This is a genomic window from Chryseobacterium phosphatilyticum (assembly GCF_002899825.2).
GTDB classification, from domain to species: domain Bacteria; phylum Bacteroidota; class Bacteroidia; order Flavobacteriales; family Weeksellaceae; genus Chryseobacterium; species Chryseobacterium phosphatilyticum.
This window is the reverse complement of sequence record NZ_PPED02000005.1, coordinates 196,588-220,758: the sequence shown is the minus strand read 5'-3', so window position 1 is coordinate 220,758 and position 24,171 is coordinate 196,588. Positions and strand designations below refer to the sequence as shown.

Annotated in this window: 17 protein-coding genes and 2 riboswitches; of the genes, 5 read left to right on the top strand and 12 right to left on the bottom strand. The window is 37.7% G+C overall.

Annotated features, from left to right (window positions below):
- Positions 1-131: 131 nt before the first annotated feature.
- On the bottom strand, positions 132-902 hold the full coding sequence (locus C1631_RS19690; RefSeq protein WP_228441381.1) for a WG repeat-containing protein: 771 nt from the start codon (positions 900-902) through the stop codon (positions 132-134).
- 312 nt (positions 903-1,214) lie between these two features.
- Between C1631_RS19690 and C1631_RS19685 the strand changes: the two genes are divergently transcribed.
- Together C1631_RS19685 and C1631_RS19680 are read left to right on the top strand one after the other, a co-directional pair.
- Entirely contained in the window at positions 1,215-3,995 is a 2,781-nt protein-coding gene (locus C1631_RS19685) for a bifunctional aconitate hydratase 2/2-methylisocitrate dehydratase (protein ID WP_438502080.1), read from the top strand.
- Positions 3,996-4,316: 321 nt separating this feature from the next.
- On the top strand, positions 4,317-6,584 hold the full coding sequence (locus C1631_RS19680) for an aconitate hydratase (protein WP_103247486.1): 2,268 nt from the start codon (positions 4,317-4,319) through the stop codon (positions 6,582-6,584).
- Between the two features lie 148 nt (positions 6,585-6,732).
- On the opposite strand, the gene C1631_RS19675 is transcribed toward C1631_RS19680, so the two are convergent.
- A complete protein-coding gene (locus C1631_RS19675) occupies positions 6,733-7,410 on the bottom strand; it encodes a LytR/AlgR family response regulator transcription factor (RefSeq protein ID WP_103247485.1) in 678 nt (225 codons plus the stop codon).
- Complete coding sequence (locus C1631_RS19670) at positions 7,403-8,422, bottom strand: sensor histidine kinase (RefSeq protein WP_109713853.1); 1,020 nt, start codon at positions 8,420-8,422, stop codon at positions 7,403-7,405. Before C1631_RS19670 ends, C1631_RS19675 begins: the two co-directional genes overlap by 8 nt.
- 191 nt (positions 8,423-8,613) lie before the next feature.
- Here C1631_RS19670 and C1631_RS19665 point away from each other — a divergent pair, with 191 nt between their 5' ends.
- Together C1631_RS19665 and C1631_RS19660 are read left to right on the top strand one after the other, a co-directional pair.
- Positions 8,614-10,737: an outer membrane beta-barrel family protein gene (locus tag C1631_RS19665; protein WP_103247483.1), complete on the top strand. Its 2,124-nt coding sequence runs from the start codon at positions 8,614-8,616 to the stop codon at positions 10,735-10,737.
- A gap of 28 nt (positions 10,738-10,765) precedes the next feature.
- Positions 10,766-11,605 carry a DUF5694 domain-containing protein gene (locus C1631_RS19660; RefSeq protein ID WP_103247489.1) on the top strand — a complete coding sequence of 280 codons (840 nt, stop codon included), beginning with the start codon at positions 10,766-10,768 and terminating at the stop codon, positions 11,603-11,605.
- Between the two features lie 111 nt (positions 11,606-11,716).
- Here the strand turns inward: C1631_RS19660 and C1631_RS19655 are convergent, their stop codons facing one another.
- Entirely contained in the window at positions 11,717-14,461 is a 2,745-nt protein-coding gene (locus C1631_RS19655; RefSeq protein WP_103247482.1) for a TonB-dependent receptor plug domain-containing protein, read from the bottom strand.
- 296 nt (positions 14,462-14,757) lie between these two features.
- Positions 14,758-14,855, bottom strand: a riboswitch (SAM-I-IV-variant riboswitch).
- 118 nt (positions 14,856-14,973) lie between these two features.
- Between C1631_RS19655 and C1631_RS19650 the strand changes: the two genes are divergently transcribed.
- Positions 14,974-17,184, top strand: coding sequence for an outer membrane beta-barrel protein (locus C1631_RS19650; protein WP_103247481.1), 2,211 nt, complete (start codon positions 14,974-14,976; stop codon positions 17,182-17,184).
- A 153-nt stretch (positions 17,185-17,337) separates the two neighbouring features.
- Here the strand turns inward: C1631_RS19650 and C1631_RS19645 are convergent, their stop codons facing one another.
- The 8 genes from C1631_RS19645 to C1631_RS19610 all read right to left on the bottom strand — a co-directional run bounded on the left by C1631_RS19645 (position 17,338) and on the right by C1631_RS19610 (position 24,167).
- Complete coding sequence (locus C1631_RS19645; RefSeq protein WP_103247480.1) at positions 17,338-18,048, bottom strand: HesA/MoeB/ThiF family protein; 711 nt, start codon at positions 18,046-18,048, stop codon at positions 17,338-17,340.
- 20 nt (positions 18,049-18,068) lie between these two features.
- Positions 18,069-19,187: a 2-iminoacetate synthase ThiH gene (gene thiH, locus C1631_RS19640; RefSeq protein WP_109713806.1), complete on the bottom strand. Its 1,119-nt coding sequence runs from the start codon at positions 19,185-19,187 to the stop codon at positions 18,069-18,071.
- Positions 19,188-19,198: 11 nt separating this feature from the next.
- Positions 19,199-19,975, bottom strand: a complete 777-nt coding sequence (locus C1631_RS19635; protein ID WP_103246505.1) for a thiazole synthase — start codon at positions 19,973-19,975, stop codon at positions 19,199-19,201.
- Positions 19,972-20,586, bottom strand: coding sequence for a thiamine phosphate synthase (locus tag C1631_RS19630; protein WP_103246506.1), 615 nt, complete (start codon positions 20,584-20,586; stop codon positions 19,972-19,974). Before C1631_RS19630 ends, C1631_RS19635 begins: the two co-directional genes overlap by 4 nt.
- 15 nt (positions 20,587-20,601) lie before the next feature.
- A complete protein-coding gene (locus C1631_RS19625; RefSeq protein WP_103246507.1) occupies positions 20,602-21,189 on the bottom strand; it encodes a thiamine phosphate synthase in 588 nt (195 codons plus the stop codon).
- Positions 21,186-22,997, bottom strand: a complete 1,812-nt coding sequence (gene thiC, locus C1631_RS19620) for a phosphomethylpyrimidine synthase ThiC (protein ID WP_109713804.1) — start codon at positions 22,995-22,997, stop codon at positions 21,186-21,188. Before thiC ends, C1631_RS19625 begins: the two co-directional genes overlap by 4 nt.
- A gap of 24 nt (positions 22,998-23,021) precedes the next feature.
- Positions 23,022-23,228, bottom strand: coding sequence for a sulfur carrier protein ThiS (gene thiS, locus C1631_RS19615; RefSeq protein ID WP_103246508.1), 207 nt, complete (start codon positions 23,226-23,228; stop codon positions 23,022-23,024).
- A gap of 59 nt (positions 23,229-23,287) precedes the next feature.
- A riboswitch (TPP riboswitch) is annotated at positions 23,288-23,384 on the bottom strand.
- Between the two features lie 102 nt (positions 23,385-23,486).
- Positions 23,487-24,167, bottom strand: coding sequence for an RluA family pseudouridine synthase (locus C1631_RS19610; RefSeq protein WP_438502079.1), 681 nt, complete (start codon positions 24,165-24,167; stop codon positions 23,487-23,489).
- Between the last annotated feature and the right edge of the window lie 4 nt (positions 24,168-24,171).

Here is a 24,171-nt window from a genome sequence, read left to right as displayed (position 1 = left end):
GAAAGGGACAGGATTCGGAAGACAGGAATACAGATTGATAATCAAAATGTTTTGAAAAAGAGGATTGTTACCTGAAAATCAAAATAATATGAAAGCCATTCACCATCATTATTCATTCATCATTTGTAATCTTAGTAGGTCTTGTTACGTGCATCGATATAATAATAATTTTTCCCGTCTTTGGTTACTTCAAACATTTTACCCAGCTTCCAGCTGAAATTTCTTTTAATGTTGGAATACTCAAAGGGAATAATGATTTTGTTATTCACATCAATCACTCCAAATTTATCATTATTGGAGGCAACAACCATCGGGTCTGCCACATCATCTCCTTCCATGATATACAGATACTGGTATTGAGGATAGATCTGATATTGTCTGTAATCTGCTTCATTAACAAACTTTGACTTTTCAATAATTCCATAAAAACCATTGAGAACGTAAGCCTGAAACAACTGCTGCTTATACTCTTCAAACTTACATTTTCCAAAATCCGAATCTTTAAATTGATATACTCTTTTGCCTGTCTGATCAATACGATAGGAAATCATATCTTTTTCTACTGTTGCATAATTACTTGTTCCAAATTTCCGAACCTTCTCATTAGGAGAATTTAAAAGATTGCAATCTTCATAAAAAAATACGGCAATATGATATTCAGGTTGAATAATGAATTTCCCGTTTTGATTGACATATCCAAACTTTCCATCTTTCTGCTTTGGAATCAAAACCGGAAGATCATTATGGATAACGACCAGATCACGATTCGGTTTCATTTGCGAATTCCCCTTTTTCACCGGGGTTTTGACAATATTTTTAACACTCATCTTCTTCACAGATTTGGCCTGTGAAAAAACGAAAACCGAAATAAAAACACACAAAACATTCAGGATATTTTTCATATTCATCATTTGCTTGCAAAATTACGGCCAAAAATAGAAATTATCAAATTCATATTTATAAAGAATCTAAATAATTTCATCTTTATAAAACAGTAAAAATTCGTATTTTTGGGAACATTTTGAATTGTTTAATAATTTTAAAACTTTTAGAAAAAAACGTAGATTATACTGAATTCACTCCGGATCAGTTTACGTATCAAAGTACAGGAACTCAAAATGTTATAAATTGTACTTTTATACAGACCCGTAAATCAGCAATGAAAGAGTGATACCTGTTTTATACATCTGCCTTAAAAGTGAAAGACTTCTATTATGAATTATAAGGATTACATCAAAGAGATTGAAGAAAGAAAAGACCTAGGGCTTCATCCAAAGCCAATTGATGGTGCTGAATTGCTAAGCGAAATTATCGCACAGATTAAAGATTCAGGTAATGCAGATCGATCGGACTCTCTTAAATTTTTCATCTACAACACCCTGCCGGGAACAACAAGCGCTGCAGGAGTTAAAGCTCAATTTTTAAAAGAAATCATTCTGGGTGAATCCGTAGTAGAAGAAATATCTCCGGCTTTTGCTTTTGAATTATTATCTCACATGAAAGGAGGTCCTTCTATTGAAGTATTGTTGGATCTTGCTTTAGGAAATGATCCGGCAATTGCCAAAGAAGCGGCGAAAGTCCTTAAAACACAGGTTTTCCTTTATGAAGCGGATACCAACCGTCTGAAGGAAGCATTCAACAGCGGGAATGAAATCGCTCAGGAAATTATCGAAAGCTACGCAAAAGCAGAATTCTTCACAAAACTTCCTGAAGTGGCTGAAGAAATCAAAGTAGTTACTTATATCGCCGGTGAGGGTGACATTTCAACAGATTTGCTTTCTCCCGGAAATCAGGCTCACTCAAGATCAGACCGTGAACTTCATGGTAAGTGTATGATCACGCCTCAGGCACAGGAAGAAATCAAAGCTTTACAGGCACAACATCCTGATGCAAGTGTGATGCTTATTGCAGAAAAAGGAACAATGGGAGTAGGTTCTTCAAGAATGTCGGGAGTGAATAACGTTGCTCTTTGGACAGGAAAACAAGCCAGCCCATATGTACCGTTCGTTAACTTTGCTCCAATTGTTGGAGGGACTAATGGCATTTCTCCAATTTTCCTTACAACAGTAGACGTTACCGGAGGTATTGGAATCGACCTTAAAAACTGGGTTAAAAAACTGGATGAAAACGGAAACGTAGTTCGCAATGAAAATGGTGAAGTCGTTCTTGAACAAGCCTATTCTGTAGCTACAGGAACTGTTCTTACGATCAATACAAAAACAAAAAAATTATACAATGGTGATCAGGAATTAATTGACATTTCCCGATCATTCACCCCACAAAAGATGGAGTTTATTAAAGCTGGGGGATCATATGCTATTGTATTTGGTAAAAAACTTCAAACATTTGCTGCTGAGCTTTTAGGAGTAGAAGCGCCTCAGGTTTTTGCTGCATCAAAAGAAATCTCCATTGATGGACAAGGACTCACAGCGGTAGAAAAAATATTTAACAGAAATGCTGTTGGTTCTACACCAGGCAAAGTATTACATGCAGGATCAGACGTTCGTGTAAAAGTGAACATTGTAGGTTCTCAGGATACAACCGGTCTTATGACTTCTCAGGAGCTTGAATCAATGGCTGCTACAGTAATTTCTCCAATCGTTGATGGTGCCTACCAGTCTGGCTGTCATACTGCTTCAGTATGGGATAAAAAGGCCCAGGCTAACATTCCTAAGTTGATGAAATTCATGAACGATTTCGGTTTGATCACGGCCCGTGACCCGAAAGGTGAATACCACGCCATGACTGACGTAATCCACAAAGTTCTTAACGATATTACTGTAGATGAGTGGGCTATCATTATTGGAGGTGACTCTCACACAAGAATGTCTAAAGGGGTAGCTTTCGGAGCAGACTCAGGAACCGTTGCTCTTGCATTGGCTACCGGGGAAGCATCCATGCCAATTCCTGAATCTGTAAAAGTAACGTTCAAAGGTGAAATGAAGCCTCACATGGATTTCCGTGATGTTGTTCATGCTACGCAAGCTCAGATGCTAAAACAATTCGGAGGAGAAAACGTATTCCAGGGAAGAATCATTGAGGTTCACATCGGGACACTTCCTGCTGATCAGGCATTTACATTTACAGACTGGACTGCTGAAATGAAAGCTAAAGCTTCTATCAATATTTCCGAAGATAATACATTGATCGAATCACTGGAAATCGCAAAAGGAAGAATTCAGATCATGATCGATAAAGGAATGGATAACCACAATAAGGTTCTCCAGGGATTAATCGATAAAGCAAACAAGAGAATTGAAGAAATCAGATCCGGCAAAAAGCCGGCTCTTACTCCTGATTCTAACGCTAAATATTATGCAGAAGTGGTTGTTGATCTTGATGTAATCGTTGAACCGATGATTGCTGACCCGGATGTAAACAATGATGATGTTTCTAAGAGATATACTCACGACACCATCAGAGATCTTTCTTATTATGGAGGCGAGAAAAAAGTAGATCTTGGTTTTGTAGGATCATGTATGGTTCACAAAGGAGACCTTAAGATTGTTTCTCAGATGTTGAGAAACCTTGAAAAGCAAAAAGGAAAAGTAGAATTCAATGCTCCTCTTGTAGTAGCAGCACCTACTTATAATATCATTGATGAATTAAAAGCTGAAGGTGACTGGGAATTACTAGAAAAATACTCAGGTTTTGAATTCAACGATAATGCTCCGAAAGGAGAAGCTCGTACAGAATACCAAAATGTAATGTACCTTGAGCGTCCTGGATGTAACCTTTGTATGGGTAATCAGGAAAAGGCTGCTAAAGGAGACACAGTATTGGCAACTTCTACCCGTTTATTCCAGGGAAGAGTAGTTGAAGATTCTGAACGTAAAAAAGGAGAGTCTTTACTGGCATCTACTCCGGTTGTTGTTTTATCTGCAATCATTGGTAGAATTCCAAGTATTGATGAGTACAAAGCAGCTGTAGAGGGGATCGACCTTACTACTTTTGTTCCTTCTATCAAAGAACTGACAAGTACACATGCCCACTAGCCACTAGCAGAATTGACACATAGGTCGCAAGACTTTTGAACATGATATAAATGAAAGATTTTAAATCCTAAAGGATTAAAATCTTTCATTTTTTTGTTTAGAATGTTTCTATTTTAAGGTCAATACTATTTTTTTTACGATAAATCAAGAAAATAAATTCTATTTTTTCTTAAATTGAAAGTGATAAAATCTCTTGGTTTTAAGATCAAAATTATCCCTGTTTAAGGATTATAGGAACGTTTTTTGATGTAAATAAAAAAGGTTTCTGCCTTCAGCAGGGAAAGAAACCTAGTGAAATAGAAATAAAAATTACAATTAGATATGACTTTTGATATTGATATGATCAAAAAAGTGTACGAGCGTTACCCTGAAAGAATTGCTGCGGCAAGACAAATTGTGGGTAAACCTCTTACCCTTTCAGAAAAAATCCTTTACACCCATCTTTGGGAAGGAAATGCTACACAAGCACATGAAAGAGGAAACTCTTATGTAGATTTTGCGCCAGATAGAGTAGCTATGCAGGATGCAACAGCACAGATGGCTCTTTTGCAGTTTATGCAGGCAGGAAAAGCTAAAGTAGCTGTTCCTTCTACAGCTCATGCTGACCACCTGATTCAGGCAAAAGTAGGTGCTGATAAAGATTTACAGGAAGGTATCAACAAAAACTCCGAGGTATTCAACTTCTTAAGTTCTGTATGTGATAAATACGGAATCGGATTCTGGAAGCCGGGAGCCGGTATCATTCACCAGGTGGTATTGGAAAACTATGCTTTTCCGGGAGGGATGATGATCGGTACTGACTCGCATACAGTAAACGCCGGAGGACTGGGAATGGTCGCCATCGGTGTAGGTGGTGCTGATGCAGTGGATGTAATGGCCGGAATGGCATGGGAACTTAAAATGCCTAAACTCATCGGGGTTAAATTAACCGGTAAAATGAGCGGATGGACTTCTGCGAAAGATGTGATCTTAAAGGTAGCAGGAATTCTTACCGTAAAAGGAGGTACAGGATGTATTGTGGAATACTTTGGTGAAGGTGCAGAATCTCTTTCTGCAACCGGTAAAGGTACCATCTGTAACATGGGTGCTGAAATCGGAGCTACGACTTCGACTTTCGGATACGATGATTCAATGAGAAGATATTTATCTGCAACGGGAAGACAAGACGTTGTAGATGCAGCTGATAAAATTGCGGAGCACTTAACAGGTGATGCAGAAGTATATGCAAACCCGGAACAATATTTTGACCAATTAATTGAAATCAACCTTTCTGAACTGGCTCCACATTTAAACGGACCTTTCACTCCGGATTTGGCAACTCCCGTTTCTGAATTCAGAGCTAAAGCTGAAGCCAACGGATGGCCGCTTGAAGTGGAATGGGCTCTAATCGGTTCTTGTACCAACTCTTCTTATGAAGATTTATCAAGAGCTGCTTCTATTGTAGAAGATGCAGTATCTAAAGGAGTAAAACCTAAAGCGATCTTAGGAATCAACCCTGGTTCCGAGCAGGTGAAATTTACTGCGGAAAGAGACGGTTTCCTGAATTCATTCAGAAAATTTGAAAATGCAAGAATCTTTACCAATGCCTGTGGGCCATGTATCGGACAATGGGACAGAGAAGGTGCTGAAAAAGGAGAGAAAAATTCTATTATCCACTCATTCAACAGAAACTTTGCAAAAAGAGCTGACGGTAACCCGAACACTCACGCTTTTGTAGCTTCTCCGGAAATGGTTGCTGCGGTGGCAATCTCCGGAAGATTAGACTTCAACCCGATTACGGATACTTTAACCAACGAAGCCGGTGAACAAATAAAGCTTGATGAGCCTAAAGGATTTGAACTTCCTGCAAAAGGATTTGCCGTAGATGACAACGGTTATCAGGCACCATCTGCAGATGGAGCAAGTGTTGTTGTTAATGTTAGCCCTACATCAGACAGACTTCAATTGTTAGAAGAATTTCCGGCTTGGGACGGTAAAAATATTACCGGAGCTAAGGTATTGATCAAAGCTTTCGGAAAATGTACTACTGACCACATTTCTATGGCGGGACCATGGTTGAAATACAGAGGTCACCTTGATAATATTTCAAACAACATGTTGATCGGAGCTGTCAATGCTTACAACATGGAAACGAATAAGGTTAAAAATGAATTAACCGGTGAATACGGTGAAGTTCCGGCTGTACAAAGAGCTTATAAAGCTGCAGGTATTCCAACTATCGTTGTTGGGGATCAAAACTACGGCGAGGGTTCTTCAAGAGAGCACGCTGCTATGGAACCTAGACACCTTGGCGTAAAAGCTGTATTGGTAAAATCATTCGCAAGAATTCACGAAACAAACCTTAAAAAACAAGGAATGTTGGGAATCACTTTCGCGAATGAAGCAGATTACGACAAAATTCAGGAAGATGATACCGTTAACTTCTTAGATCTTGATCAGTTTGCTCCAGGAAAACAACTGACTTTAGAATTCGTTCACAAAGACGGAACTAAAGACATTATTATGGCAAACCATACCTACAACGACCAGCAAATTGAATGGTTTAAGGCTGGTTCTGCACTGAACCTGATCAAACAACAGGAAAAATAAGATTAATTGTTAGATTAATTAATATAAAGGCGGCTTCAATTGAAGTCGTCTTTTTTATTTTAACCGTATTAAAATTTTCTTTGCTGAACTTTGGTAAATGTTCCAAACCTTACAGGTTTAACTCTCAAATTAATATCATGATATTCCATCACTTTAATCTATCAAGAAGACCTGCTCTATAACTTTCTCCTATAGGAATCTCATATTCAGGAAGAATCACTTTTTTAGCTCCAATACTTTTGACTTTATCCAGGTTGACAATAAAAGATTTATGAATCCGAACAAACCTTTCAGAAAGCTGACTTTCCATTGATTTAAGGGTATCCAGAACGATAAACTCTTCATTTATAGTTCGGATATTGACATAGTCTTTGATACTTTCTACATACAGGATCTCATGAAAGCCAATACGATGCCTTTGCCCGGAGGATTTCACAAAAAAATGGGTGTTTTCCTCCTGTGGAAAAGAAAACCGTTCCTGAACCTTTAATACACTTTTTTGAAATCTTTCAAAGGAAATAGGCTTCAATAGATAATCTATAACATTATGCTCATATCCTTCCAGAGCATATTCTGAATAAGCTGTTGTCAGAATATACTTTTGATCAGGGCCAACAATCTTCATAAAATTGATTCCCGTAAGCTCCGGCATCTGAATATCCAGAAAGATGAGGTCGGAATCGTTTTTCTGTAAATATTCTAAAGCAAGAATCGGGTTTTCTGTGGAAAAGACCAGTTCAAGAAAGGGTATTTTCTCCACATAATGCTCCAGAAGAGAGATTGCTAATGGCTCGTCATCAACAATAATGCATTTGATCTTATTCATCCCGTAATTCAATTTTTAAATCTACAATAAATTCTGTTTCTGAATTCCGGATCTCAAGCTGATGTTTGGGATATAATATTTCCAGCCTTTTTTTCACATTCTGAATTCCTATTCCGGAAACAGTATCTTTCATTTTCTGTGTTTTAAAATTCAAAAGATAAAAATGCAGAATCTTATTTTGATCCGAGATTTTCATTTCAAAGCCTTTATCACGAAAATCACCATGTTTGAAGGCATTCTCAACAAATGGAACCAACAGCATCGGTGAAATCTTCAGATGACGATACTGAATATTTTTTTCTATAGTCAATAACTCAGGATTCCTGATTCTAAGTTTCTCCAAAGCAATAAGACTGTCAATATATCCGAGCTCCTTATCCAGAGAAATAGTATCTTTTTCTAGGTCTTTTGTACTATACCTCAGCAATTGTCCAAGTTCTTCAATAGCAGGCAATGCTTTATCTGATTTTTGATATACGAGAGAGTAGATATTATTTAATGAGTTAAAAATAAAATGAGGATTTATCTGAGTTTTCAGTGCCTGAAGTTCTGCCTGTTTCTTTTCAATCAGAAGCTGTTTTTTATCATTTTCCGCGACTCCATATTTCTCCAGAATCCAAAGAATACCCGCTATAAAAGTAGTGAGAGAACTGTTGTATATATTATCAAAAAAATAGTAGAGAAGTCCGGTTCCTTCATCATAATTCCGGAAGCCGAGAGTAGAAGGCAGAATCATTTCTTCTAAAGTATATCTCATACCGGCAAAACATAAAAGTGTCAAAATAAAAACAAAGACCGCTGAATACAGTTTCTCAAGTTTAAAAACCTTTGGAAATATAAACAGATAGGAAATGTAAAAGGTGCTAATTTTTACAATAAAAAAGGTAATTCTCAGAATATGCAATTCAGGACGATTGGTCTCCGGAACAAAAAAATTAGGTGTAATGACGGTTCCAAAAAAATTGAACCCCCAGTAAATAATTTGAAGCCAGACAATTTGCTTTTTATTCATAATCAAATATAAATCTCTGCAGGGACAATTCATTAACCCTTTTCGACAAAAACCTGTTTTTTTCCGACGAAACTATTTTGACATCCAAAATCATCGCCCTCATCTAAATGCTATTTCCTTTCAAATGGCCTTCTTATACTTTTGTCAGAGAAATTTAAACTAAACATCATTTAACCTGTTATTTACATCTTATGAAAAAACAGTTTTTATTTATAACTACCCTTGTATGTTCTTTGGTAACCGCACAGGCAAAAGATACTGCTAACGTCAACAAAATTGAAGCAGTAACGGTAAATGGTAAAAAAGTTCTGGTAGAGCGAAAAGTGGATCGTCTTGTTTATAATGTTCAGAATTCTATGCTTTCACAGGGAAGCTCCGGAACTGAGGTTTTGGCAGGAACACCTTTATTACAGGTAGATGAAAACAAAGGCCTTCTTTCTATTGCAGGAAAAAATGGAGTTTCTGTGATGGTAAATGACCGCATGCTCAATCTTTCCGGATCTGAACTGATCAATTATCTGAGAAACCTTCGTTCTGAAAACATCCTTAAAATTGAAGTGATCACCACACCGCCTGCCAAATATGAAGCTCAGGGAAACAGCGGGATTATTAATATTGTTCTTAAAAAGAATCAGAATCTCGGATGGAACGGTTATCTGACTACGAATTATACTCAAAAAACATACGCTGCATTCAGCACGGTAGCAGGAATAAACTATCAGAATGAAAAGATGAAAGCCTCGATAAAAATCCAGGGATATGACGGAGCCAAAAGATCAGTAGAAAACTATAAAATAATAGGCGAAAAATCCTCTATCAGCAGAGATGAAAGGAGAGATATGAATGATGGATTTGGCCTGAATGCCAATTTTGATTATTCCCTCACTAAAAATTCCAATATCGGATGGGTATATGATATTTCGAAAGGACATTCTGATATGGATATTAATTCAAAACAGAACTACTTCACCGGAAGCAATTCCACATTGCAGACAAATACGGATTCAAAACATCGCTCTTCTTTTACTTCACAAATGCTGAATTTATATTTTGATCAGAAATTCGGGGAACATAAACTAAGTCTGGGAGCCAATTACTATGGGAATCTTCCCGATACTGAAGTTAACTTTACCACAAAAAACATTGCCAGCAATTCAACACAGGTTGTCAAGAATCTTTCGTCAGTAGATTATAAAATCTATTCCGGACAGGCAGATTTGACTTTAAACTTCAAAAAAATTCAGTTAGAAACGGGTGCGAAATTCAGCCAGTTTTCTAATAATTCAGAGATTGGATATTTTAATGTTACCAATGGAAATCATATCATTGATCCTGCAAAAAGCAATCTTTTTGATTATAATGAAAAGAATTACGCGACGTATATCAGCGCCAGTAAAGATCTGGGTGAAAAATGGTCTGTGAAAGCAGGTCTCCGTTATGAATATTCACAAACCAGCGGTTTCTCCCCCACTACACAGTCAAAATCTGAAAATAATTACGGAAAATTTTTCCCGACAGCTTATGTATCTTATAAAGCCAATCAGGATAATCAGTTCAGCATTAATTATTCCCGAAGAATTAACCGTCCCTATTTCCGGGCTTTAGACCCGTTCCGATGGTATTCTAATCCAAATACCTATTATTCAGGAAATCCCAGCCTGCTGCCCTCTTTCAATCACAATATTGAATTCAATTATATTTTTAAAAATAAATTTTCTGCCAATCTCTATTATCAGAGAACAACGAATAATTTTGATCAGATCTCCTTCCTGAACGGAATTGATCTTACCAGCACTTTTGAAAATTACTACAATCAGAATATTTACGGGATCAATTTGAATTATACCGATACATTCTTCAAAATCTGGGAAAGTAATATTTCCACTTCGTTCAGTTATAATGAGACTCAGATTACGAGGTTTAATCTGGTTCCTAAAAACGGACAGTCATTTTATTATTCTCTCAACAATACATTCCAGCTGAATAAGGCTAAAACATTTATGCTGTTTGTCAACTACTGGAATAATCTGCCTTCCCGTGACGGATATCTTTCTGTAAAGAACAGAGCAAGTCTGGATGCCGGAGTAAAGATGAGTTTTGCGGAAAAAGCGCTTCAGGTCAACCTTTCGGTGAGTGATATTTTCAAGCAGTCCGAATTTAAGGCCGATATGTATTTTACTGATAATACGCAGTCATTCAACAACTATTGGGATGCCAGAAGAATGACACTCAGCATCACATACAATTTTGGAAATCAGAAAGTAAAATCAAACAACAGAGCGGTGAATTTTGAAGAGAAAAACCGTGCTCAATAATTTAATACAAACAAAAAATAATAATCCTATGAAAACCATTATTTATATTATCCTATTATGTCTGTCTACATCTGCTTTTGCTCAGACAAAACCTTCAGATTATTTTAAAAATCCAAAGACTAAAGTGCTGGTGGTGGGTTCTTTTCATTTTGATTACCCTAATCTGGATGCCAATAAAACCAATAAAGAAGACCAGGTGGATGTACTGAATCCTAAAACTTCAAAAGAAGTCACGGAACTGGTGGATTATATCAAAAAATTTAAGCCCACAAAGATTGCTATTGAAGCCTGGCCAAACTGGAATGCTAATCAAAAGCTTAAAGAATACAGTGAGGGCAAGCACCGGGACAAAAGAGACGAGCGGTATCAGCTTGCTATGAGAATCGCCAATGAACTTAAAATCAATGAACTTTTCAGCATTGATGCGGAATCTGTTTGGGATGATCTTCAAAAGCATTTTGGAAAAACCGATTCTACATTTTTCAACAACCTCAGCAAAGATTATGATTTTAATAGTGATGATGCGATTTCCCAACAGTTTAACCGTTTCTTCAAGAGTTCTGAACCTAAGAATTTCAAATCACTCTTAGACACTTTTATTTATATGAATTCAAAAGAAAGTCATCAATACGGATATGGTGCTTATTTAAGCGGAGATTTTAAATTAAGAGAACATGATGGTGCCGATATGCTTGCCCTTTATTGGTACAGCAGAAATCTAAGAATGTTCCGCAATATTCAAAACATACCGCACAACAGTGAAGACAGAATTCTTGTGATTGCAGGAAATGGCCATGCGGCAGTATTAAGACAGCTTTTCACATCTTCAGCAGAATATGAATTTATCGAATTTTCTTCATTGAAATAAATAAAATTACAACAATAGTGATAACAAAAAATTCATTTTTTATTGAGTAACAGGATATAAAAAAACAGAGATGTATTCTCTGTTTTTTATTAAACTTCTAAGCTTTATTGATTAGAATCTGAATTCAATTCTTGCAAATAAGAATCTTCCTCCTATACCATATTGGGAAACCTGTCTGGAATAGACAAACTGATTATCAGCCGTTAAAGAGCTTATATTTGGACTTTTGGAAGGCAGTATATTTAAGATATTATTACTTCCGATGGTGGCAGAAATATTTTTATTAAAATCATATCCTACAGATAAATCTGTCACCAGACGGCTATTCAGAATGAAATGCTCTGTGCTTCCTGTTACCCCATCAAAATTAGCATCCACAACATCTGCATCTGTCACTTTACCAAAGAAAGAGTTACGGAGTACGAAAGTAAAGGCGGAAAATCTTAAAGTATTGGACAAGGTAGCTTTTACACGTGGAACAGCTTCTTCAAAATATACTCTGTTGGGCTCTGAGAAATAATTATCGATCTGGCTTACCAATTTAGGAGATGCATGGATATCCCCGATTCTTTTGGTTTGATTAAAATTGACTCCTAAATTATTCTCCAAAGAAACTCCCGATGAGATTTTTGAGTTCTGAGAAATGGTAATATCCAAACCTTTCGTCTGAGAATCTACAGCATTGGCAAAAAAGTTAGCGGCACTTGCTCTCGCCAGATCAAAAGCACTCTGCAGAACAGCCTGATCAGAACCTGGAGTAAAACTACCATCAGGACGATAGAAAAGATCTGTAAGCACTACTCTATCTTTAATCTTTATTAAATAAGCATCTGCTGTGAAGGTCAGGCTTAATGCCGGAACCTTCCAGGTAATTCCTGTGCTGTAAGATTGTGAAGTCTCCTGTTTTAATTTGGGAATGCCCAATGCCTGTGCAGCCTCAGAATTATTTCTGAAAGTACCTACCTGTGTTGTTTTCCCCTGCTGAATCAACGTGGAAGTGGAACTGTAATAGATCTGAGCCAATGAAGGCGCTCTGAATCCTGTAGAAACGGCTCCTCTCCAGTTCAGATTGGGAGTCAGTTTTACATTTGTTGCCACCTTATAATTAAATGTAGATCCGAAGTCTGAATAGTTCTCATATCGTAAGGCTCCTTCCAACAGCCATCCGTCAGTAACCTCCAGTTCTGCATCAGCATAAGCAGCAACACTGTTTCTGTTTCCTGAAACAGCATTTTCCGGACTGAAGCCTGGAAAAACCTGAGCTCCAGCTGGTCTTACTTTTTCAAAGAAATCGGTTACTTTTTCATTTTCAGGAGTGTTAGCGGTTACCACACGTCCATAAATGTCGTAAGAGGCATAAGAATTTTCCTTTCCTGCATTGACTTTATAATTTTCATGTCGGTATTCACCTCCGAATGCTATGTTCAAACCTTTCAGCACATCGTATTTTTTTGAGAAATCCAGATTGACGGTATTTTGTGAGAACTCAGATCCTCCGGCATCAAATGTTCTTGGTGAACCGTCTGTAAGCGAAGCATTAAAAGTATTGACAACGCCAAAACCAAAAACATTTTTCCCGAATGTATTACTGAAATCCACATTCCAGCCATTCCATTTTCCTTTAATTCCGGCAGCAAGAGAATAATCATTTACCGCTGCTTCAATCTGAGGAAGATATCCATTGGGAGTAACGGCATTGATGTTTCTTTCATTATTTGGAAGACGGTAAAAGCCTCCTGCATTTCCAAGACGATAGCTGTAACCTCCAAATGAATAAATCTTCCATTCATCATTAACAGGAATTTCAGAGTTGAAAAAGAGCTGTCCGGACTGTAGTTTAGATTGTCCGGCTCTCAGACTGAAATCTTTTCTCTCCAACCCTCTGTAAGTAAGCTCCTGGGAGGTAAAATCTCTACCCAATATTTTTTGAAGTTCAGAAATACTGTTTGCCCCTGAGATCTGAGACTGAAAATCATTCCCAAAATAATCTACTTGGGCTGCATACTGTTTAATCGTGTTGATAATCTGCTGAGTATTGGGAGTATTGGTAATATTTTTATATAATCCATCAATATTTACTCCATCCTGTAATGCTCTGTAATTAATTGCATTATAAGCATTAAAGATATCTCCTTCCCTCACTCCTGCTCTGGAATACGGATCACGATATTGGGCAGAACCAGTAACGTTAAAAAAACCAGACTTTCCTATTTTAGCTCCATAATTAAGATCCACAGAAATGGTTTGTCCATCCACTCCTCCGGAGAAATTATTGGCAACAGGTGAAGCATATCCACCTAAAAATATCTGTCCGGAAAGGCCCAGTCTTTTTTTCAATCCCAGGTTAACGACACCGGCAATAGCATCGGAACCATATTGGGCAGAAGCACCATCTCTTAAAACTTCGATTTTTTCTAAAGCAAAAGCTGGAATGGCGTTAAGATCAGTTCCCACAGAACCTCTTCCCGGTGTAAGTGTAACATTAATCAATGAAGACTGGTATCTTCTTTTTCCATTGAGTAAAACTAAAACCTGATCCGGACCCAGTCCTCTTAAAAGAGCAGGATCTACAAAGTCAGTTCCATCGTTTACCGTGTGTGAGGTAGATGAAAATGAAGGTACAATATAGTTTAAAGCCTGGCTGATATTGTTAGTCGGGCTTTGTTTTAAAATTTTTGATATGTTAATGATATCTACGGGAACGGGTGTCTCCGTCAATGATCTTCCGGAACCTCTTGATCCAAGGATGACCACATCTTCTATTTTCTTAGATTGTAAAGTGTCCGTCTGTGCGTAATAAAATGTAGAAATGAGCGCGATAGAAGGAACAAAGATTCTTTTTTTAAAATTGTGCATAGTATTGTTGTGTTCTTTTTGTTGTTAAAATTATTTTTGAGCAATACAAATCCTGTAACCTTAATTTTAAGGTTACCACCGGTCTTCGAAAATGTTTGTATTATTTTTTAGAAATAGAAATAGCTAGAAGCAACAACACATGCGCATGTAGAAATGGCATGAAAACATATTGGAATAATGAAGATTCACTTCATGATCCGAAGAATAAAAAATTACTGATGGAATGTGATTTCCCTTGTCTTTAAACATTTGGCTTTAACTTTAAAACAAAAACTCAAGATGGGGATAATGATAGAATGATAAACATTTTTTCCGGAAGATCCGGCTTATCGATTGTAGCACCTTGCTTGTTTTTGCAGGTTGCTATCCCATCTAGAGATTCTTGATAATTACCTGGCAAAGATATAATTATTTCGGAAATAAAAAAATATTTAGCCTTAATTTTCGATTTTCAACATGTTAGCGTAACAAATTATGTTTTTCAGCGTCTAACAGGATATCAGTAAAACATTATGAAAAAAACGATTTTCGCTTTATCCTTATTAAGCTCTGTTTTTATTTTTTCACAGGAAAAAACTAATAAACCTCAGGAAAAACAAATTGAAGGTGTAGTCATCACCAAAACTAAAAAAGCCGTTGAACAAAAAGCAGATCGTACTATTTTCGATTTTTCTGAACAACCTCAGCTTAATAACGGAAATGTTCTGGAAGGAATTAAAAAGCTCCCGGGTCTGGTAGCCACTGATATTGCAGGGATGATGTATCAGGGTAAAATGCTGGAAGTTTACCTCAACGGAAGACCTTTAAACATTACCTCCAATGAATTGAATTCATTTCTTGAAAGCATGCCTGCCAATTCTGTAGAGAGAATTGAGGTTGTAACACAACCGGGAGCAGAATTTCCGGCAACATCAGGAGGGGCCATTATGAATATTATTACCAATAAAAATGCTAATAAATATTTGAGTGCAACCTATTCCGGAAATTATACTTTCACAAATTACGATAAATACAGAAGCAGAACCACAAATTCCGTAAATTTAAATGCCAGAAATAAATATTTCGGATGGCAGCTTAATGTGGGGCAAAATTATCGTGAAAGTATGATGAACAGCCAACAGGATGTTTTATTAGGCAGTAATACAGACCGATATGCCCGAGGGTATTTTGCAAAGTCAGGATTAACGTTTGATCTGGGACAAGATAAATTATTACTGAACTACGATATTTATCACAATAATAATGATAATTATACTTTAAGTAACGGGCTTGCAGATATTTTTTATAAACCTACAGATGCATTCAGGGAAGCACAATTTGAATCTTCTGATGCCGCGCGTAGCAATACCCTGAGACAGGAGGCGGTAGTAACGTATCAAAAACGCTTTGCAGACAAATCTCAAAAACTGGACTTCCAATTTGGGTTTACCAAAGCAGACAGCAAGTTTTCTCAGGATAATTTCTACCGACAAGGGAATTTTACAGATGATGGTCAGGCATTTATAAATCCCGGTATGAATGATATCCTTAACAACAAATCCGATATGAGGGTGGCGAATTTTAAAGTAGACTATGCCCAACCTATCAAATTGCTGGACGGAGGAAAAGTAAGTGCCGGAGGTTTGTATGAAAGACAGGATTATGATACGGAAAGTAAAGGCCTTAAAAATTTGCAGTATCACAGACAAACGGCTTCTACCTATCTTGAGTTTCAGGCTAAATTGAAAAAGTTTGATTTCACTTTAGGAGCAAGGGCCGAAAATTATGACATTTACGGAATTACCCGAAAGGATAGTTTAGGAACAGTTGTTCAAAAGGATCTGACGCCATTTAAGAAATTCAAACTATTTCCCAATGCAAGTATTCAGTATAATCTGATGAATCAGGTGTATATTGCCGCTAATTATAACAGAAAAATCAATCTGCCAAGTATTTCTGCCCTTAACCCGAATAACACTACATTCTCCGGGCCAAATACTCAGATCAATGGTAATCCGAATCTTCAGCCAACTATTTTTGATAACTATGAATTGAAAATTTCAGCTTTTGATTATGCCTTCATCGGATATAGTGTAAGTTCAGCGAGCAATCAGGTGGCACAAATTATCAGAAAGGATGGTAAAAATCTCTACAATGAGCAGATTAATATCTCTAATATGAAAATTCATAATTTCAATATTGGACTTCCTGTTCCGTTCCAGATTTTCACGAAGTCCCTTGGTGAGATTATGAAGTCGAACTTCAATCCTGACAAAATGAATTTTATGTACATTTATGCAGGATATCAGAAGCATGACATTGAGAACCTCAACAATAAAGGATTCTGGATTCTTAACCTGATGACTCAACTGATTCTTCCGAAAGACATCAAGCTGACAGCGAATTACAGCTTCCTGACTCCAAAAGCAGGGTATTTTTACTTTACCGCAGAAAAACCATTTAACAATAACTTAGACATTACTCTGACAAAGAAGTTTATGAATAATCGTCTTACGGTCTCTGTTTTTGCAAATGATATCTTCAATGGCCAGGTAATGCAGGTACGTTCCAATCCACCTTCAGGAGAAAGTGTCATGCTGAGAACGAAATACGATTCTAGAAACTTCGGAATTTCCATCAACTATAAAATTCCTACTAAAAATAAGCTGGCAAAAGAGGATGCCAATATATTAAATCAAACCAAAAAAGAGGATAACGGAGGAGTAATGCAACAAGGGCAATAATCCAACCGATTGACCATTTTGAAAAGACCGTAATTATTTTTACGGTCTTTTTTATGTGGAATGTTTACCAGGTTTTGGCTAAAGCCGATGGAATTATCTATTTAATAATTAAACGGGTTTCAGCCCGTTTCTATTGATGTTTTACATTTTTCATTAAAAATCCAAGGTCTGAAACCTCCAGCTCATTGTATCCACCAGCGTTAGCTGATTGCTATTCAATGGTAGATCTGTAATAATTTTCAAAGCCTGGAGGGCCATCATACTCCCGATTATTCCTGGTAACGCTCCTAAAACTCCAAGGCTGTCACAATCAGGAATATTTTCATCAAAAGGCGGTTCAGGAAATATATCTCTCAGGTTTTTGCTTCCCTGATGATTAAAAACAGCAACCTGTCCGGTAAAACCTAAAATACTTCCATACACTAATGTTTTACCCAGTTGTACACAACTATCATTCACAAGATATCGTGTTGAAAAATTATCAGATCCATCCACAATCACATCGTATTGGGAAATTATTTCTTCAGCATTTTCTTCATTAATTTTCTGATTAATGGCAATGAATTTTATGTAATGATTAAAATTTGTAACAAAGGCTTCTGCACTTATTACTTTCGCCTCTCCAACCCTATTTTCATTGTGAATGATTTGCCTGTTGAGATTATGAAGTTCAACATGGTCAAAATCGGCCACAGCTAAAGTTCCTACTCCGGCTGCTGCCAGATATTGAATAACCGGACTCCCCAGGCCACCCGCTCCAATGACAAGCACTTTTGAGGCCATGATTTTCCTTTGCCCTTCCAGTCCTATTTCTTCAATAAAGATTTGCCGGCTGTATCTTTTAAAAATATCTTCACTTTTCATTCTGATTCATGTACTTCAGCTTAAACCCCACTATACACAGAGTCCCAGTCTTTCATGACGGGATCATACCCTGCTTTTTTAATCATCTTCCTGATCTCATCCATACCCCGTTCATCACTGGTTTCAAATTGTTCCAGAGATTCTTTGTCCACTGCATATCCGCCGGGATTGGTTTTCGATCCCGCACTCATTGCCGTAGCACCCAATGATACAATGTGATTTCTGAATGTTTCATTTTCTCTGGTAGATATTGATATTTCAAGATCTTCGTTCCAGATTCTGTAGGCACAGATCAATTGAAGGAGGTCTTTATCTTCCATGATAAAATTGGGTTCAATAATTCCTTCCGCCGGTCGCAATCTCGGAAATGAAACAGAAAACTTAGTCTTCCAATACTGCTTTTGAAGATAATCAATATGAAGGGCATTGAAGAAGCTGTCAATACGCCAATCTTCCAACCCAAGCAGAACGCCCAATCCTATTTTATGGATCCCTGCTCTCCCAATCCTATCCGGTGTATCCAGACGAAAATGAAAATTTGATTTCTTACCCTTAGGATGATATTCTTTATAAACCTCCTCGTGATATGTTTCCTGATATACCAATACCGAATGTACCCCTTCCTCCTGAAGAAGCTGGTATTCATCCTCCATCAAAGGCTGAACTTCAATGGAAATATTAGAAAAATGAGGCTTTAATAATTGGACAGCATTTTGAAAATAGGGAACTCCGACTATCTTATTGGCTTCACCGCTTACCAGCAGCACATGGTTTACTCCCATGGACTTGAGTACTGAAGCCTCTATCATCAACTCTGTATCAGACAAGGTTTTACGTTTTAAATGATTATCTAAGCTAAAACCACAGTAAGTACAGATATTCTGGCATTCATTGCTTAAATACAAGGGGGCATAGAGCTGAATGGTTTTTCCGAAACGCTTCTGGGTAAGGGAACGGGTCATTTTTGCCATCAGTTCGAGCTCCTGCGAAGCCACAGGGGAAAGCAGAATCAGAAAATCTTCAACGGTTTTATGTTTTTTCTGAAGACTGTTTCTAACATCAGACAGGTTTACCTTTTCGAGCTTAGCTTTTACCTCACCCCATTGATACTGTTCAAAAATATCTTTAAAGCTGTTCATGATTTTAATTTTTAATCAAATAAAAACGAGGTTAAAGGGCTCGAAGCTTCTGCGTGATTGGCAATAGCCCCCAATCCTGCTTCAAACGCTCTTCGTCCGGCAATAACACCTTCTTTAAAAGCAACTGCCATATTAACCGGATTTCCTGCCACAGCAATCGCGGTATTGACAAGAACTGCATCAGCACCCATTTCCATTGCTTTTGCCGCATCAGAAGGGGCCCCGATTCCGGCGTCTACCACAACGGGAACATTACTTTGGCTGATAATAATTTCCAGAAAATCTAATGTTCGTAATCCTTTATTAGTGCCAATCGGTGCTCCCAAAGGCATCACCACAGCCGTTCCTGCATCTTCAAGCCGTTTGCACAAAACAGGATCGGCATGAATATAAGGCATTACGATAAATCCTAATTTGGCGAGTTCTTCGGTTGCATATAATGTTTCAATCGGGTCCGGCAGCAAGTATTTCGGATCCGGGTGGATTTCAAGCTTTACCCAGTTCGTTTCCAACGCTTCTCTTGCTAATTGTGCTGCCAATACTGCTTCTTTTGCGGTTCTTGCTCCTGAAGTATTAGGAAGAAGATGTACGTTTGTTTCTCTTAATGAGTCTAATAAATCATCTTCAGCCGATTGTGCATCGATTCTCTTTAATGCCATCGTCACCATATTGGTTTCTGAAGCCGTTACAGAGGCTGCCATATCTTTGAGTCTTCCGAATTTTCCGGTTCCCAGAAACAACCTGGATTCAAAAGTTCTGTCTGCTATTATTAATTTTTGATTGTTCATATCATTACTTTTTTAAATTCATTGATAAGCCCCGGTTCTCTTGTAATCAGCCCTGAAACAGAAACTCCATAGATTCCGATCTCCTGCAGTGGTAAAAAATCTTCAAGGGTAACCCCACCAATAGCAAAGATCTTTGGAACCGCTACCGATCTTTGCTTCACGTTTTCAACAATTTGTCTGTAGCCTTCAAAACCAAGAATGGGGCTTAATTTTTCTTTGGTAGAAGTAAATCTCAATGGTCCTAGGCCGATGTAATCACAAGACTCATCCATCCTTTGAATAACATCTGAGATGGTATTGGCCGTACCTCCAATAATTTTATGTTTTCCCAGCAGCAATCTTGCTTCTTCAACAGATCCGTCCATAAGGCCTAAGTGGACCCCGTCAGCGTCAGTTTCTTTCGCCAAATGGATATTATCGTTGATAATCAGGACCGATTGATATTCAGAGCAAAGGTGTTTTGATGTTTCACAAAGTGATAGTAATTCTTTTTCATTGCCATTTTTCCAGCGAATCTGAATCCATTGTATCCCGTTATCCAGAGCCTTCCGAATGTTGAATTCCTGTTCCAGTGCAGTATTTCCTTGTGATATGTATTGTAATTTTTCCATAGGTAAAATTTGATATTATTGAGAGATGATCCTTCTGCACCTTTTAAATACTTCTATAGGTTGATCCGCCTCCCAAACAGAGCCTAATAAAGCAACTCCATCCACTCCCGTATCAAGAGCTTTTTGCATATTTTGCTGATGAATTCCACCTAAAGCAATAATTTTCACGTTGGGGTTATCTCTCCTCTTCATTTCTTCTATCACCGTTGAATCTTCTCCATATCCTTTTTTAGATATACTGGGAAAGAAGGGACTTATGAAAACATATTCCCATTCTTCTCCCAGATTATTAAAAGTGGTGATGTTATGTACTGAAGTTGAAATACGATTTTCATTTATAAAAGATCGGTGTATATTCTCCTGTCGGTCTGCTTCTCTGAAATGAAATCTGGAAATCCGGAAATCTTCTCCCAAATCATAATGTTGGTGTACAACCAGTTTCGGATAAAAAGATTCGTCGATTTCTTTAATATATTCAATCATTTCATTTCTCCTGATTCCAGGTTTTCTGATATGCAGAAGATCAAGGCCTTCTCTAAACAATTCGTTAATAATTCCGGTTTCGTTTACGACAGACAGTTCAGGAGTGATAACAAGGATCATATATAGATTTCTTTTCCTTTTTCTATAAATTCCTGAGATTTATCCAGCATTCCTTTTTCTGCAGATTCACGAATTTCCTGAGTAATCTTCATAGAGCAGAATTTGGGTCCGCACATCGAACAGAAATGAGCAATTTTAGCTCCATCAGCCGGAAGTGTTTCATCATGATATGCTCTGGCAGTTTCAGGATCCAACGAGAGGTTGAACTGGTCTTCCCATCTGAATTCAAATCTGGCTTTACTCAATGCATTATCTCTATACTGTGCTCCCGGATGTCCTTTCGCTAAATCTGCGGCATGTGCTGCCAGCTTGTAGGTAATAACTCCCACTTTTACGTCGTCTTTATTCGGAAGCCCTAAATGCTCCTTTGGGGTTACATAGCAAAGCATTGCACAGCCAAACCATCCGATCATGGCAGCTCCGATTCCGGAAGTAATATGATCATACCCCGGAGCAATATCTGTAGTCAAAGGCCCAAGCGTATAAAAAGGTGCTTCATGACATTCTTTAAGTTGCTTGTCCATATTTTCTTTGATCATGTGCATCGGAACGTGACCGGGGCCTTCAATCATTACCTGCACATTATGTTTCCAGGCAATTTTCGTCAGTTCCCCTAAAGTTTCCAGTTCTGCAAACTGCGCGGCATCATTGGCATCTGCAATAGACCCCGGACGAAGACCGTCTCCCAAAGAAAAAGCAACATCATATTTCTTCATAATCTCACAAATCTCTTCGAAATGTGTATATAGAAAGCTTTCTTTATGGTGAAACAGGCACCATTTTGCCATGATAGATCCACCTCTGGATACAATCCCGGTTACTCTGTTGGCTGTTAAGTGAATATATCTTAATAAAACTCCCGCATGAATCGTAAAATAAGAAACCCCTTGTTCGGCTTGCTCAATCAAAGTATCCCTGAAAATCTCCCATGTAAGGTCTTCCGGTACTCCTTTTACTTTTTCCAATGCCTGATAAATAGGAACTGTACCGATAGGAACCGGGCTGTTTCTGATGATCCATTCTCTTGTTTCATGAATATTTTTCCCCGTGGAAAGATCCATAATAGTGTCTGCACCCCATCTGCATGCCCATACCGCCTTTTCTACCTCCTCTTCGATACTCGACGATACAGCACTGTTTCCGATATTGGCATTGATTTTTACTAAAAAGTTTCTCCCGATAATCATCGGTTCACTTTCAGGATGGTTGATATTGTTAGGAATGATCGCTCTTCCAGCAGCAATTTCGTCTCTTACAAACTCTGGGGTAATCTTACTTTTAGGAGTATTGGCTCCGAAACTATGTCCGGCATGTTGAAAAGCCATTTCTTTTGAAACGGAATCAAGCTGTTCTATCCTTTGATTTTCCCTGATCGCGACATATTCCATTTCAGGAGTTATGATTCCTTGTTTTGCATAGTAAAGTTGAGTCAATTCTTTTCCTTCTTGCGCGACTTTGGGTTGATGATCATAGGCAAAACGCAATTCATCAAGGCGTGGATCCGCTAAACGGGCTTTCCCATATTCTGAAGTAATTCCTTCAAGAACCGTCACATCTTCTCTGTTCAGGATCCATTGTTCTCTGATTCTTGGAAGCCCTTTCTGAATATCAATGGTTGACTTTTCATCGGTGTAAGGACCTGAAGTATCATAAATGGTGACAGGAGCATTCTCTTCATAGCCTCCATTGGTAAGTTTGGTAGGACTAAGCTGAATTTCACGCATTGCAACATTGATAGGATGTATTTTTCCTTCAACATAAATCTTTTTTGAGTTCGGAAATGGTGAACATGTAATGGAGTGAGCCATAATTTTTTGGTATTAATATGAAAGTTAACCGCCCTGAGTGGCAGTAATGATTAAAACTGAATCCTGATCTTTAAGAAATGTTTCTGCCCAGGCGGACAGTGGAATAATTCGATTGTTTACCGCTACGGCGATTCCCTTTTTCTTTCCGGGTAATTCCATAGCTAAAAGTGCTTCCAGGTTCTCAGGAAGTACAGCAAATGTTTTTCGGGTGTGGTTGATTATAAGTTCCATTCCTAAATAATTTAAAATACGCTTTAGGAATGGCTATTATTGTACAATAGAATGTACAGCAAAAGTCATCTACTTTTCCCTACGCTGGTATGATCCAGATCAGGTTCAAAGGGTAAAATCTCAGTCTGTTGATAACAGACACCCCTAAAGTGTGGGACGAAGTTAGTTATTTTTTCAGAATGGGCAAAATCCTAAATATCTTTTAAAAAAAATCCATCTCAAAATTGAGATGGGTTTTATATTTTTCCTCTTATGGTTTTACTGTTCTTCACAAGCTCTCCAAACGGCATCATTTTGTGGAACCGGAGCAATAATTTCAATTTTTTCTTTAGTAACAGGATGAATGAACTCCAGTTTTCTGGCATGAAGGTTAATTCCTCCGTCCGGATTGGAACGTGGAGATCCATATTTTAAATCACCTTTAATTGGAACACCTGTTTTAGATAACTGAGCTCTGATCTGATGATGTCTCCCGGTTTCAAGATCAATCTCCAGAAGCAGGTAATTATCTAATGTTTTGATAACATGATAGGTCAGAATAGCTTCTTTAGCTCCTTCTGTAGCTTTAGGAAAAACAATAGCCTTATTGTTCTTTTCGTTTTTCTTTAAGTAATGAATGAGTCTCTGACTTTGGGGAATCATTTCTTTTCCCACTACTGCCCAATAGGTCTTTTTAACCTCACGATTCTTTACCATCTGGGTAAGGCGGGAAAGTGCTTTGGAAGTTTTAGCATAGATGACTAACCCTGAAGTAGGACGGTCTATACGATGAACCAAGCCGAGAAAAACATTTCCCGGCTTAGCATCTCTTATTTTTATAAAATTCTTGATAGATTCCAATAGTGACTCATCGCCGGTTTTATCACCTTGTACAAGCTGTCCGACTTTTTTATTCACCACCAGAAGATGGTTATCCTCATATATGATCTGCTCCTTCATGATA

What these genes read in the sequence shown, in the direction of transcription:
- C1631_RS19650 (WP_103247481.1), top strand. Translation starts at nt 14,974, where the DNA reads ATGAAAAAAACGATTTTCGCTTTATCCTTATTAAGCTCTGTTTTTATT.
- C1631_RS19660 (WP_103247489.1), top strand. Translation starts at nt 10,766, where the DNA reads ATGAAAACCATTATTTATATTATCCTATTATGTCTGTCTACATCTGCT.
- C1631_RS19690 (WP_228441381.1), bottom strand. Translation starts at nt 902, where the DNA reads ATGAAAAATATCCTGAATGTTTTGTGTGTTTTTATTTCGGTTTTCGTT.
- C1631_RS19635 (WP_103246505.1), bottom strand. Translation starts at nt 19,975, where the DNA reads ATGAACAATCAAAAATTAATAATAGCAGACAGAACTTTTGAATCCAGG.
- C1631_RS19630 (WP_103246506.1), bottom strand. Translation starts at nt 20,586, where the DNA reads ATGGAAAAATTACAATACATATCACAAGGAAATACTGCACTGGAACAG.
- C1631_RS19670 (WP_109713853.1), bottom strand. Translation starts at nt 8,422, where the DNA reads ATGAATAAAAAGCAAATTGTCTGGCTTCAAATTATTTACTGGGGGTTC.
- C1631_RS19655 (WP_103247482.1), bottom strand. Translation starts at nt 14,461, where the DNA reads ATGCACAATTTTAAAAAAAGAATCTTTGTTCCTTCTATCGCGCTCATT.
- C1631_RS19625 (WP_103246507.1), bottom strand. Translation starts at nt 21,189, where the DNA reads ATGATCCTTGTTATCACTCCTGAACTGTCTGTCGTAAACGAAACCGGA.
- thiC (WP_109713804.1), bottom strand. Translation starts at nt 22,997, where the DNA reads ATGGCTCACTCCATTACATGTTCACCATTTCCGAACTCAAAAAAGATT.
- C1631_RS19610 (WP_438502079.1), bottom strand. Translation starts at nt 24,167, where the DNA reads ATGAAGGAGCAGATCATATATGAGGATAACCATCTTCTGGTGGTGAAT.
- thiS (WP_103246508.1), bottom strand. Translation starts at nt 23,228, where the DNA reads ATGGAACTTATAATCAACCACACCCGAAAAACATTTGCTGTACTTCCT.
- C1631_RS19685 (WP_438502080.1), top strand. Translation starts at nt 1,215, where the DNA reads ATGAATTATAAGGATTACATCAAAGAGATTGAAGAAAGAAAAGACCTA.
- C1631_RS19645 (WP_103247480.1), bottom strand. Translation starts at nt 18,048, where the DNA reads ATGAAAAGTGAAGATATTTTTAAAAGATACAGCCGGCAAATCTTTATT.
- C1631_RS19665 (WP_103247483.1), top strand. Translation starts at nt 8,614, where the DNA reads ATGAAAAAACAGTTTTTATTTATAACTACCCTTGTATGTTCTTTGGTA.
- C1631_RS19675 (WP_103247485.1), bottom strand. Translation starts at nt 7,410, where the DNA reads ATGAATAAGATCAAATGCATTATTGTTGATGACGAGCCATTAGCAATC.
- C1631_RS19680 (WP_103247486.1), top strand. Translation starts at nt 4,317, where the DNA reads ATGACTTTTGATATTGATATGATCAAAAAAGTGTACGAGCGTTACCCT.
- thiH (WP_109713806.1), bottom strand. Translation starts at nt 19,187, where the DNA reads ATGAACAGCTTTAAAGATATTTTTGAACAGTATCAATGGGGTGAGGTA.